Source organism: Nitrosomonas sp. (genome assembly GCF_021731985.1).
Classification (GTDB): Bacteria; Pseudomonadota; Gammaproteobacteria; order Burkholderiales; family Nitrosomonadaceae; genus Nitrosomonas.
In genome coordinates this window covers 1-11,737 of sequence record NZ_JAKFWH010000005.1, presented here as the reverse complement: position 1 = coordinate 11,737, position 11,737 = coordinate 1, and the positions used below count along the sequence as shown (strand labels likewise).

The window sequence follows — 11,737 nt, the reverse complement described above, 5'->3', positions numbered from 1 at the left end:
ATGCAATCTCCTGACAAAAGTCAGAAGTTTGGCGCAAGTTGAAATCGATTACAGAAAAATATGTCATTTAGTAATGGTCGTTCAACGAGTTATCATGCGACAATTCTCGAATCTCCGGACACTACTGATATTTACTGGCAGTAAAACTTTTTGTCCATTCCGTATTTCTTAAGTAATTTACCAAATGCACGCCTTTCCTTACCAACCAGTTTGGCTGCCTTAGATACGTTACCATGTGCTTTTGTCAAAGCCTCAACCAGGTAACATTGCTCAAAATTTGTAATTATCTGTTTTTTCGCTTCGTTGAAACTTGTGTTGATTATACTAATGGAGTGGCGCCTATCATGGACCTGACGCCGTTCTTTGGTAAAAGATATTGGTGATTCGATATGAATCAGAGATGATCCAGCAAGCAGATATTCCCGACTCATCATATTTTCCAACTCACGGATATTGCCCGGCCAGTGATATTGATCTAACCAGGCTATTGTTTCTGGATGTAATTGCTTCTCACCCAGACCATACCGCTTTGCACACACTTGCAGAAAATGATTAGCCAGCAATAAAACATCACCCTTTCGTTGACGTAACGGAGGAAGTTTAAGGTACATGATCTTAATACGAAACAGCAGATCCATACGAAAAACACCTTGCTCTGCGAGCTGGATCAGATCCGCATTGCTAGCAACAACGATTCGCACATTAGCAGCTTGTGTACCGCTCGCTCCTAGCGGACGATATAGCTGATCCTGGAGAAATCTGAGCAAAGTGACTTGTGCTTTGGGCGTTAAAGTATCGACTTCATCGAGAAAAAGTGTGCCTTGCTGTGCTTGTGAAATGAGGCCTGGGTTATCCGATTGTGCATCGGTATAGGCACCACGTTTATGGCCGAATAATTCATTTTCTACCAACAAATCTGGAATTGCCCCGCAATTGATGGGAACAAAGGGATACTTCTGCCGGTTGCTACCATAATGGATAGCTCTTGCCACCAGTTCTTTTCCTGTGCCTGTTTCGCCTTCTATCAACACGGGCGCTTCACAGTGCGCGATCTTTTCAACAAGTTGCAGTGTTTCCAGAAAAACTTGCGATTGCCCCATCATAAGTTCTACCCCCGATTATCTTGATTCATAAGGGTATACTTGCGACAACAGATTCAACGAAAAGCGCTCAAGCACTTCTCACATCATCGCGATAGCAATACTGTATCGCTCTGTTCCTTACAAGTATTAGCGTTTCTAAACCAAAGGCATCATTTACAAACTGCTATGAATCATTATGCAGTACAAGAAGGGATTTCCATTGTGACTTTTTTCACAAAATTTTTATAAAAATTCATGCCAGAAATTGAGTAGTTCTCCTTAAAACATTATTTGTATTTAATATTAATCTACGTCCTTAAAGTGCTTCAAAAATGCCTGCTGCACCCATGCCGCTGCCAATGCACATGGTTACCATGCCATATTTTTGTTTATGGCGACGCAGCCCATGCAGTAAGGTTGCCACACGAATGGAGCCGGTTGCGCCCAACGGGTGACCCAGTGCAATCGCGCCACCCAAAGGATTCACTTTACTGCGATCCAATCCCAGATCATGAATCACGGCAAGACTCTGCGCAGCAAATGCCTCGTTCAACTCAATCCAATCCAGATCATCCAGTTTGATACCGGTTTGCGCCAACACTTTGGGTATGGCTTTAATAGGTCCAACGCCCATAATCTCCGGCGGCACGCCCGCCACTGAAAACCCGACAAAACGCCCCAACGGGGAAAGATTAAAACGTTTCATCGCCGCTTCGCTCATCAACACCACAGCACCCGCACCATCGGACATCTGCGAGCTGTTCCCTGCGGTCACAGAGCCTTTGGCAGCAAACACCGGGCGCAATTTAGCCAGTGCGGCCAGATTCGTATCGGCGCGCGGGCCTTCGTCCGTATCTTTGACAGCAATCTCTTCATGCACTTGATGCGTGATCAAGTCAGGACGTTTCTCGTCGACCCGGTACGGTGCGATTTCCTGTTGAAACTCACCCGTTTCAATGGCTTTTAAGGCGCGCAGGTGGCTGGTCAAAGCAAACTCATCCTGATCTTCCCGCGATACTTTCCACTGTTCGGCGACTTTCTCGGCAGTCATACCCATGCCATAAGCAATCGCGACATTTTCCTCATGCTCGAACATGGCTGGATTCATGGAAACTTTGTTGCCCATCATCGGTACCATGCTCATGCTCTCCGTTCCTCCTGCGATCATCACGTCCGCTTCCCCTAGACGGATACGATCCGCTGCCAGCGCAACGGATTGCAGACCGGATGCACAGAAACGATTAACCGTCATACCGGCCACACTGTTCGGCAGACCTGCCAATAACAATGCCACGCGCGCGACATTGATGCCCTGCTCCGCTTCCGGCATGGCGCAACCGACAATCACATCGTCAATCGCTGCCGGATCCAATCCTTCGCATTGTTTCATTACAGCATGTAACACATGGACCAGCATGTCGTCGGGACGTACATTCTTGAACATGCCGCGCGGTGCTTTGCCAACCGGTGTCCGTGCAGCAGCTACAATATAGGCTTCTTGAGTTTGCTTAGTCATTGGTTTCTCCGTGGATCGTCGATCTTGGAATACGTTTAAAGTGAATCCAGTCGTAAATTTAGTTTCTTAATGGCTTACCGGTTTTCAGTGTATGTTCGATACGCGCCTGAGTTTTTTCGGTTGCCAGCAATTCCATGAAGGCTGCGCGTTCCAGTTCCAGGAACCAGTCTTCATCCACCAGGCTACCCGGTGTCAAATCGCCACCGCACATCACATGCGCCACCTTACTAGCAATCAGATTATCATGCTCGGAGATAAATCCACCTTCGCGTAGATTAACAAGCTGACTTTGGATCGTCGCAATACCGGTATTACCCGCCACCGGAATTTCCCGGGCGCGCAATGGCGGGCGATAACCGGCTTCGGCTAACGCCAGCGCCTGCGCTTTGGCAACATGCAGCAACTCAAAACGATGCATCACCACGATATCGGCAAGGCGCAGATAACCCAGTTCTTTCGCCTGTTCGGCGCTTTTCGCCAGTTCTGCCATTGCCACCGTCTGGAAATAATATTTCAATTGCGGAAAAGGATCACCATCTTTGGCATTTTGCGCGGCCCTCATGGCAAACTCTTTACACCCGCCTCCTGCCGGCAACAATCCAACGCCCACTTCCACCAAACCGATATAACTTTCCAGTGTTGCCACGGCGCGGTCACAGTGCATGACGAATTCACAACCCCCGCCCAATGCGAGCCCATCCACGGCGGCAACGGTTGGAATCATCGAATAGCGCAGCATCTGTGACGTTTGCTGAAACTGTTTGATCATCCCTTCTACCTCGGCCAATTTCTTGCCCATTAACACATCGGCGAGATCCAGCTCACGCGCAACTTGCAGCACGGTCGCTTGGGTCGACTTCCTTAATTTCTTTAAGAATGACTGAAAAGCGGTGGGCGGCTTCAGTAGAGGCGGAGCAGAGGACGCGCTGCCATATTGCACATCCGGTTTAGGCCGTTCGGTGGCTTTCTGCAAATTGGCACCGGCCGAAAACGGCGGTTCGGTTTGCCAAATCACCAAGGCGCGCCAATTTTGCTCGGCTTCTTTGATCGCCTGTTGCACACCTTCCAAAACGTCAGCACCGATGGTGTGCATTTTGCTCTTGAAGCTGAGAATGGCGATTCGATCACCGGTATGCCATAGCCTGACAGCATCGGTTTCAAAGATGGTTTCGCCGTAAACTGCTTCCTCGCCGATTAATCGATCCGGAAAAAGCTGGCGTTGATACACCGGCAGTTTTGAACGCAGTTGTGTTTTCCCGGATGCCGGGGCAAAAGAGCCTTGCGTCGTGTGCACGCTTTGCATGCCGCTCTCGGCAATTGCCATCACCCATTGCGGCAATGGCGCTTGGCTCATGCTTTTACCAGCCGCAATATCCTCTTGAATCCAGTTGGCAATCTGTTTCCAACCGGCCGCCTGCCAAATTTCAAAAGGTCCTTGATTCCAGCCAAATCCCCAGCGCACCGCCAGATCCAGATCGCGCGTATTATCGGCAATCGTTTCCAGTTGCACAGCGCAGTAATGAAACAAATCGCGGAAAATTGACCACAAAAACTGCGCTTGCGGCTGCTGACTATTGTGTAATGCAGCAAACTTTTCAGCCGGACTGCTATATTTCAGCAAACGTTTCAGATCCTCATCCACTTCCGCAGCCGATAAACGGTATGTTTGTGCCACCCGATCAAGCACATGGATTTCATTTTTTATTTTTTGATACACCCCGCGTTTAACTTTCTCTCCCAACGCACCAATCTCAATCAATCCTTGCAGCCAATCCGGCACGGCAAAATACGGATGCCAAGGATCTTCCGGCAACGTATCGCGCATCGTATTGATGACATGCGCCAAGGTATCCAAGCCCACGACATCTGCGGTGCGGAATGTAGCGCTTTTGGGGCGGCCGATCAGTGCGCCGGTCAACGCATCGACCAAATCAAAACCAAAATCAAATGCCCGGCCATGATGCATCGTCGCCAGCAAAGAAAACACGCCGATGCGGTTGGCAACGAAATTCGGCGTATCTTTGGCACGAATCACCCCCTTGCCCAGATAAGTCACTAAAAATTCTTCCAGGTGATCGAGCATTTGCGCATCACTGGTTTTGCAAGGAATCAATTCCACCAAATGCATATAGCGTGGCGGATTGAAAAAATGGATGCCACAGAAACGGTGACGCAATGCTTCCGGGAAAGCCTCAGCTAACTGGTTAATCGATAGCCCAGAGGTATTACTCGCGAAAATGGTTTGTTCGCCCAGATAGGGCGCAACTTTGGTGTATAAATCCCGTTTCCAGTCCATGCGCTCGGCAATCGCTTCGATCACCAGATCGCAATCCTTGAGCAATTCAAGATGCTGATCATAATTCGCAGGCTGAATACAGGTCGCTTTGGCTTTGACCGATAGCGGTGCAGGTTCCTGTTTTTTGAGTTTCTCCACCGCCTTAATCACATTGGCGTTGGGATTATCCGCGTCACCCGGTAACTCAAACAGTAACGTTTCGATGTTAGCATTCACCAGATGTGCCGCAATCTGCGCTCCCATCACACCAGCCCCCAGTACCGCCGCCTTGCGCACTAAAAAACTTTTATCAGCCAATTTCGCCTCCCGCTTGATCCGGTTATGGAATAAACCCTTGTTCATGCCGCTTATGGCCGAAAGAGTACAAGCATGAGCCCCAAAGCGCAAGCTTGTATGATTACAAGATTATGAATAGTGCTTGAAGCGCTTCGCGTTGTCAGTACCCTGCAAGTAGGAGGGCAGCTATAGCCATCAACCCCAGACTGTTGCAAATTGCTCTGCATTGAAACCCACTGTCGCACGTTTTCCATCGGTGATCAACGGTCTTTTGATCAAGCGGCCGTTGCTCGCCAGCAAAGCCAGAATCTCCCGGCTGGATAGCGCGGGTAATTTTTTCTTAATTTCTAATTCGCGGTATTGCACGCCGCTGGTATTGAAGAGTTTGCTCAGCGGAACATTGGCGCGCTCGACAATGGCAGCAAGTTCCACCCCGGTTGGCGGATTTTCTATGATATCAATAAATTCGTAAGCAATTTCGGCTTGTAGTAAGAATTGCTCCGCCTTGCGGCAGGTGCCGCATTTTTTGTAACCGTAAAGTTTAAGCATATATTTATTCGCCGCCTTTAGGCCCCCAGAACACGACCCAGGTAGAAAAATCCGGTGAAAAATTCTCGAAACGATGTTCGACGTGGGCCGCCACGAAAAATACCATACCTGGCTCAAATTTGTGCCGCTCACCGGCAACAACAAACTCACCATAACCGGAATGGATAAAATACAGCTCATCTTGATCGTGCGGCGTTTGTATATCGGTACCCTTGGGTACATATAACTCGACCGACATGGAACCATGCGCAAACGCCTGGGCAAACGGCTCACCCATCGGCCATTCCACACTCGCCTTGCCCGGTATTTTCTTCAAAACATCTGCTACAGTTGATTTCATCATTTCTGCCACCCCATGCTTTAGGGCGCCTCTAAAAATTCAAAGTTCCAAACAAAACGAGGCGCGAGCAAAAAATGGTGACGCAGCATATAATTGATATGTAAGGAAACATTTTTTGTGAGCAACAAAGTGTTGTGACGAAATTTGGATTTTTAGAGGTGCCCTTTACTTGTAAAGGGCACAAGTATAAATGAGACTGCTAGGCGATACCAACGGGTACGGCGCAATCGCAATAGCGTTAGCGGGTGAAGCCCATAAAGTATGGGGAGAGTAGTTACGTTGCAATAATGAAAGACATTATATCTGTTAACCCAGATCGCACATCAAGAATCATTTTTTCTTTTGCACCTTAATCTAGACCACTTTGACCACAATACTTGTTCAAATCTGGGATGGTTTGTTGTCATTTACGACCAATTGTCAGCCAACCAGTAAATCGTCTTGGTGTATTTCAACAAATACTACGCGATCAGTTTGTGCTGCTTCAATGGATCTCCTACCAAGACAGTTCTGCCAAGAACCGAATAAACAGCAACTTGGACTTGATAGTCGGCATGGATGTGTAGTACGTTGTGTTTGTCGGTACCATGCAAAAGTATTTATACAATTTGCAAAAAATTACTTGATAATCATGGAACTGGATTACACTTGCCCTTCATCAGATCGCCGGTTGAACAAGCTACATAATTTGGGCCGACTTCATGCTTTGCTATATCGCCAGCTCCATTCAGATACAAACCGAAGCTGATTACAAGAAAGCACAAACACCAAAGGATGATTGGGCCACCAGCTCCTGAGAATGTGTTTCCACCGACATTAATATTGATGGGGCCGATGACGTATTCTAATGCCATAACTAAGGTAAACGATAGGATGGCTGCGAATACACCACTGATGATCGGAGCAAAGAACGGATGAAGCGGGGCATTGTACCATAAGCGAATGCCATAAATGATTGATGCTCCGACCATACACCAGAAAAATGTTATGTAAATATATTGGGAGAAACTTTTGGGGCGAAACTCTCTTCCTATTTTATGCTCGGAATCTGAAGTATTCGGTTCATTTGGTATTTCGGTCATAGAATTTCCTTGCCTATTTTGATTCAAACCGACCTGCTTTGATGCTAGATAAAAAATACTTTACAAAAAGCTAGCCAGTACCGCCTTATAGCGCCGCTCACGGTCTTGCAAACCAATAGTACCACCATTGATGCGCCTCGTTAGCCCAGTAAAGTCATCGCGATCAATGAAATCTGCACAGTTGTTGGTTTCCCAGAACCAACCGGCGGAGCGGGCAGCAAACTCGGGCTCTAGTAGCTTTTCGGGATTATTTACCAAATCTACTTGAAGCGATTTGCCGCAACGGGTGTAATTATCATTACCAGTAAGCTGCTTAAGACCGCGGCCACGGTACTTCCATCCATCTCCCGATTCTTCCGAACCATTGCCCATACGATCGCAATACACAGCGTTAGCAAGTTGCTCGGGCTTCCCCGCCAGTGATAGCGCCTTTTGGTTGGGAACATTGACACCTTTAGCATCTTTCTTAGTTTTTCCATTAGCTTCCTTTACTGCAAATCGATTAGGCCAGCATGTAGCCATAACCGGTGCGCGGTAATTCAAGTTTTCCACCAATTTGGTGTAGCCGCCTGATTCGTGAGAGGTTTGCGCCAAGAAAGCGGCAATACGCTTATCAGAATCGATGTGAAATTCTTTGCATGTGTTACGTATGGGTTCCAACCACTTTTCTGCATCTTTTACTCCTGCTGCCTCCAGATGTTTGACTTCGATTTCTCTCATTTCTGCGCCTCCTTCGCATTCAACAACTGGGTTTTGTCTTGACTCGACTTCGATGAACCAAAAAAGAACTGTATGATACTCGCCACGGCTGTTCCAAGTAGGAAACCAAGGATGATGTCCGCATAGTGATCATTTTTTTCAATTACTGTACTTGGCACGAAAGTTATCGCAAAGAAATAAAGCGCAGAAACCCAAGACCAGAACCAAGCGAACTTGTAAATGAAATGCCTGACCTCAGGATCTTGCGAATTCATGGCATTAAGCTGCATGTTTGTGGCACGCTGAGTAGATTCTTCATCCAGCTTGGCCATAAACTCCTCATGCGCCATAGCCGCCTCCCTCAGATGCTCAATCTGCTGAGGAGTAAGATTGGACTGAAGATCTACTCCCAGCTTTTCCTGAACATAATCGGCACCTTTATCTACCAGAACATCTGCGACCTGGGGCAGATCGTTGTCGAGCAATTCCGAAACTATTGCAACACTTGAAGGATTCATATTTAGAGTTCCTTATTTTTAGCTCGCTCTAATAGTCCAATTTCCATTACCTTGTTTGTCTAGTGTAATATGCTCCCAACCAGCAGCCATAATATTACGGATATTTTGACAAACTTCATTTTCTGGAACATTTTCTAAGATCATATTGTTACACTCCTTTACAGTTGTTAGTATCTATTTTCATATCCTTAATAAACTGCTCTCTTTTTGCTGCATGTTCCTTTGTTCTTATCAATAACGGCCACGACTTATCAGTATGGTCTTGCCCCTTCCACCAAGTATTAATTTTTTCTCTACGCTCAGTTTCTTTCGTTGCATCCGCATATAGCCATTCTTCAATGCATTTACTGTTCTCATCGTGGTCAGAAGTACCTTTTTCTGGTACTCGGTCTAATCGTGACAATATCAATTTCTTGATATCAGGATCTCTCGCCAATTCAACCGCTGCACTTCCTGTCGAAAAACTTTGCCGGTAAGCTAGGTCGAAAGTTTGAGGAGTGGCTGTCTCGGAAGTCATTTCAATAGATGCCAAGAATGGAGGCATTCCTACGAGATAAGGGCAGTTTTGAGTACCTTTGTCGCTCCCAAATACAGGTGCCAGTGCTAATTCCTTCCGATTGAATCCAATCTTTAGAGAATCTGGAAACTGAGCCGTCATTCCTGACCAGGCCACTTTTAACCCAAAAGTGGTGTCTGTTCCAAATACAAAAGGCCGTATTTCGCCTGTTGTTGGCAGAGAGAATCTAGCCAATTCAATTGGACCAAGGTGTAATTTACCTTCGGGTTTAACTTGCAAGCACAATTCTGAATTATCTTTTATATTATATGGATCCGATAACATTAAAGCTGCATTTCCTCCGGCAAAGACAGAAGATACGTCAAAACCGAACAGTAACCGATTACCTGTCCTGAAACCTGCCAATACCGGCGGAGTTTGCCCTTTCTCAAATGCTGGTGCTATAACCAATTCTCTCCGGGCAATCGAAATTTCCGCTGTCGGAGCTTTGGTATCAATATCAACCCCGACATTCGATTTAGTCATAAATAACGTATGATCAAATCCGATGGCACAGCCGCCTAAAGAAACTGATACTAAAAAAGAACTAATAATTTTTAGAAATTTTGCATTATTCATAATTACTCCCTTTTTGATTGTTTTTTTGCGCTTCACCTACTGGCCAAGATGACCCGACGCGTGTATTTAAAAAGTTGCCATTGGGCCATGCAAAATCGACTGTGGTATTTTTATCGATAACTTCAATCCAGCGCCGGTTATCCCAACCTAGACTTAAATATCCTCCTTCCTTGGTTTGGCCTATACCTAACCCTATGATATCCGTGCCCTTCACAACAGCCTGATGGCTACCTTCTGGGGCTGAAACTTTCATAACCATATGCCCAAAACCGAACACATGTTCCGCGCCGGTTTTTTTATCGTAATAATGCACGGCACAACCGCTTAAAATACTCATTGCAATCATCAAATTAATAAAATTAAACAGTGCCTGAATTCTTTTCATAAAGATATTGACTCTTATATTCACATCGCAGAAATATTCTATTCTTTCAAGTTATTATTGCTCATTTCGTGAATTGTTTTATATCTCGTAACACAACTTTGTTTCTGCCTTAATAGCAGCTCAATAATGATGTTTATACTGAATTATTATTTTATACAGCAAAATTAACTTGGAAAAAATAGCCCAATTGAGTCATTTTGAATTTCTATCGATTGATGATTGCCGCCTTGATTTCATTCGATGCGCGACAGCAATTCACTTCGTGTCGAAACACCCAATTTGCTGTAAATACTTTTGATATGGTTGCGCACCGTGTGATAGCTGAGTTTAATCTCCTCGGCGATTTCGCGGGCAGAATTACCCTGGTAAACCAGTATCGAAATCTCCAGTTCACGGTTTGTCAGACCTGCTCTACTCAATTGATTGAAAATTTTCCCGATTTTGTGGGTGACGCGTGACAAGTGCAGTAAATAGATGCACTGACAAAGATTGACATCGGCGTTGATTAAGATCAGCCTGATTTCATACAGGCGCTTGCCCAGTTTTGACAGAAAACTGTACCACCCTACTTTATTGCATTCGACAGTTTTGCCGGAAGCCAATGCCGACAAAAGAAACGTGTGCTTATCCTGCTCGATAATCCGTTCGAAAGTTCGGCTCTGATAAATTATTGCACCATCATCACGAACAACGACTATCGGATCCGTACAATCAGACCAGAAGTCTAATGTCTGGCGAGAGTTCAAGCTTTCTTCTCGAAACAGTATGAGCCGCAGCGTTTGCAACAAAGTTGGCCTGAGTATTCTCAGCAGCTCGGTATCACGTTGATTAAATATCTGCTGCTGCCCACTGAAACGACAAAAATAAAACCGGTATGCGGGTTGATGATGATCATCAAATACCGTAACGACTGTGCAGTTGTGATGCGACTGCAGGTCAGTATAATCAACAATGCTGGTTGCATTGATAGGTAGCGGAATAATTGCGTTATCGGCTACGGAATTTTCTACTGCTAATTTCTGCAAAGTAGCATTCAAGAGCTGCTCCCAGTCATGCTGACAACATGTTGACTGATTAACGCTTCCAAGCAATTGCAGTGTATTTATCTCTCCAGCAAGTCGCCCATAAAATGCACCACCGCATTCCATCAAAGGCAACAATGCCACTTTGACTGCCTGATTGAAATCATCTTTGGTTTGGCAGTTATTCAACCAGTTGATGGTGGCTAATGCTTGCTGATGGTCTCTGCTTGCGAGAGCGTTCAAAACGATTTCTTTGTCCATACTTTTGCCTCAACTTTCTTTTTAGTATTCGTGAAGAAACTTTTAATAAAGAAGATTAAAACTCACCGTCGAAGAAATCCGAATCGTATTTTTATACAGGTATAAAAATACGCTGAAATCAGCTAGCAACAAATGATTGGAAATAGTATACCTAACTAGAAATCAGTGTGTTGTGAGTATTGTCACAAAAATGAAGCGTTAGTGTAAAGCTGGACAGGTTCTTGCGTTCTAGCAGGCTTCTGAAAAACTTATTCGGGGCAGCCGATACCAAGAAAAATTAGGTGAGAAAGGGAAATTTCTACATGATTTTGCATTTTGAATTAGTTTTAAGGAAACACTGATTTATTCGATCACATCGACTTTGGTCATAAAGGTTTGATAAAATGCATCGTATTGATAAATATGGAATAGAGCGATGCAATCAAGCTTTTCTGACCTGGAATATGCAGCAAAGAAGAAACAAACACGACGGGATCGTTTTTTGTCCGAAATCGAAGGGGTAACGCCTTGGCCCTCTCTGCTGAATGTCATTGCCCCGCACTATCCGGTAAGCGGTAAACGAGGCCATCCACCGAT

Annotated in this window: 12 protein-coding genes and 1 pseudogene; 1 reads left to right on the top strand and 12 read right to left on the bottom strand. The window is 45.6% G+C overall.

Going from position 1 to position 11,737, the window contains the following annotated elements; genetic code table 11:
• Nucleotides 1–131 precede the first annotated feature (131 nt).
• The 12 genes from QZ942_RS00305 to QZ942_RS00250 form a co-directional block, all read right to left on the bottom strand.
• On the bottom strand, nt 132–1,103 hold the full coding sequence (locus tag QZ942_RS00305) for a sigma-54 dependent transcriptional regulator (protein ID WP_292992499.1): 972 nt from the start codon (nt 1,101–1,103) through the stop codon (nt 132–134).
• Between the two features lie 295 nt (nt 1,104–1,398).
• On the bottom strand, nt 1,399–2,598 hold the full coding sequence (locus QZ942_RS00300) for an acetyl-CoA C-acyltransferase (RefSeq protein ID WP_292992497.1): 1,200 nt from the start codon (nt 2,596–2,598) through the stop codon (nt 1,399–1,401).
• Between the two features lie 58 nt (nt 2,599–2,656).
• The gene (locus QZ942_RS00295; RefSeq protein ID WP_292992495.1) at nt 2,657–5,191 is read right to left on the bottom strand and encodes a 3-hydroxyacyl-CoA dehydrogenase/enoyl-CoA hydratase family protein; all 2,535 of its coding nucleotides are present in this window, start codon (nt 5,189–5,191) and stop codon (nt 2,657–2,659) included.
• Between the two features lie 174 nt (nt 5,192–5,365).
• The gene (locus tag QZ942_RS00290) at nt 5,366–5,719 is read right to left on the bottom strand and encodes a Spx/MgsR family RNA polymerase-binding regulatory protein (protein WP_292992493.1); all 354 of its coding nucleotides are present in this window, start codon (nt 5,717–5,719) and stop codon (nt 5,366–5,368) included.
• Between the two features lie 4 nt (nt 5,720–5,723).
• On the bottom strand, nt 5,724–6,062 hold the full coding sequence (locus QZ942_RS00285) for a cupin domain-containing protein (RefSeq protein WP_292992491.1): 339 nt from the start codon (nt 6,060–6,062) through the stop codon (nt 5,724–5,726).
• Between the two features lie 626 nt (nt 6,063–6,688).
• A complete protein-coding gene (locus QZ942_RS00280; RefSeq protein WP_292992489.1) occupies nt 6,689–7,141 on the bottom strand; it encodes a hypothetical protein in 453 nt (150 codons plus the stop codon).
• A 60-nt stretch (nt 7,142–7,201) separates the two neighbouring features.
• Nucleotides 7,202–7,861 (bottom strand): glycoside hydrolase family 19 protein, encoded by a 660-nt coding sequence (locus QZ942_RS00275; RefSeq protein WP_292992488.1) that lies wholly within the window; start codon nt 7,859–7,861, stop codon nt 7,202–7,204.
• Nucleotides 7,858–8,358 carry a hypothetical protein gene (locus QZ942_RS00270; RefSeq protein ID WP_292992487.1) on the bottom strand — a complete coding sequence of 167 codons (501 nt, stop codon included), beginning with the start codon at nt 8,356–8,358 and terminating at the stop codon, nt 7,858–7,860. The genes QZ942_RS00275 and QZ942_RS00270 overlap by 4 nt, the downstream gene beginning before the upstream one ends.
• An 18-nt stretch (nt 8,359–8,376) precedes the next feature.
• Complete coding sequence (locus QZ942_RS00265; RefSeq protein WP_292992486.1) at nt 8,377–8,502, bottom strand: hypothetical protein; 126 nt, start codon at nt 8,500–8,502, stop codon at nt 8,377–8,379.
• Between the two features lie 4 nt (nt 8,503–8,506).
• The gene (locus QZ942_RS00260) at nt 8,507–9,493 is read right to left on the bottom strand and encodes a hypothetical protein (protein ID WP_292992485.1); all 987 of its coding nucleotides are present in this window, start codon (nt 9,491–9,493) and stop codon (nt 8,507–8,509) included.
• Nucleotides 9,486–9,878, bottom strand: coding sequence for a hypothetical protein (locus QZ942_RS00255; protein ID WP_292992483.1), 393 nt, complete (start codon nt 9,876–9,878; stop codon nt 9,486–9,488). The genes QZ942_RS00260 and QZ942_RS00255 overlap by 8 nt, the downstream gene beginning before the upstream one ends.
• A 233-nt stretch (nt 9,879–10,111) precedes the next feature.
• Nucleotides 10,112–11,161, bottom strand: coding sequence for a helix-turn-helix transcriptional regulator (locus tag QZ942_RS00250; protein WP_292992482.1), 1,050 nt, complete (start codon nt 11,159–11,161; stop codon nt 10,112–10,114).
• Nucleotides 11,162–11,576: 415 nt separating this feature from the next.
• Between QZ942_RS00250 and QZ942_RS00245 the strand changes: the two are divergent.
• Nucleotides 11,577–11,737 (top strand): annotated as a pseudogene (locus QZ942_RS00245) (IS5/IS1182 family transposase); the annotation flags it as partial.

What these genes read in the sequence shown, in the direction of transcription:
- QZ942_RS00305 (WP_292992499.1), bottom strand. Translation starts at nt 1,103, where the DNA reads ATGATGGGGCAATCGCAAGTTTTTCTGGAAACACTGCAACTTGTTGAA.
- QZ942_RS00300 (WP_292992497.1), bottom strand. Translation starts at nt 2,598, where the DNA reads ATGACTAAGCAAACTCAAGAAGCCTATATTGTAGCTGCTGCACGGACA.
- QZ942_RS00290 (WP_292992493.1), bottom strand. Translation starts at nt 5,719, where the DNA reads ATGCTTAAACTTTACGGTTACAAAAAATGCGGCACCTGCCGCAAGGCG.
- QZ942_RS00285 (WP_292992491.1), bottom strand. Translation starts at nt 6,062, where the DNA reads ATGATGAAATCAACTGTAGCAGATGTTTTGAAGAAAATACCGGGCAAG.
- QZ942_RS00280 (WP_292992489.1), bottom strand. Translation starts at nt 7,141, where the DNA reads ATGACCGAAATACCAAATGAACCGAATACTTCAGATTCCGAGCATAAA.
- QZ942_RS00275 (WP_292992488.1), bottom strand. Translation starts at nt 7,861, where the DNA reads ATGAGAGAAATCGAAGTCAAACATCTGGAGGCAGCAGGAGTAAAAGAT.
- QZ942_RS00270 (WP_292992487.1), bottom strand. Translation starts at nt 8,358, where the DNA reads ATGAATCCTTCAAGTGTTGCAATAGTTTCGGAATTGCTCGACAACGAT.
- QZ942_RS00265 (WP_292992486.1), bottom strand. Translation starts at nt 8,502, where the DNA reads ATGATCTTAGAAAATGTTCCAGAAAATGAAGTTTGTCAAAATATCCGT.
- QZ942_RS00260 (WP_292992485.1), bottom strand. Translation starts at nt 9,493, where the DNA reads ATGAATAATGCAAAATTTCTAAAAATTATTAGTTCTTTTTTAGTATCA.
- QZ942_RS00255 (WP_292992483.1), bottom strand. Translation starts at nt 9,878, where the DNA reads ATGAAAAGAATTCAGGCACTGTTTAATTTTATTAATTTGATGATTGCA.
- QZ942_RS00250 (WP_292992482.1), bottom strand. Translation starts at nt 11,161, where the DNA reads ATGGACAAAGAAATCGTTTTGAACGCTCTCGCAAGCAGAGACCATCAG.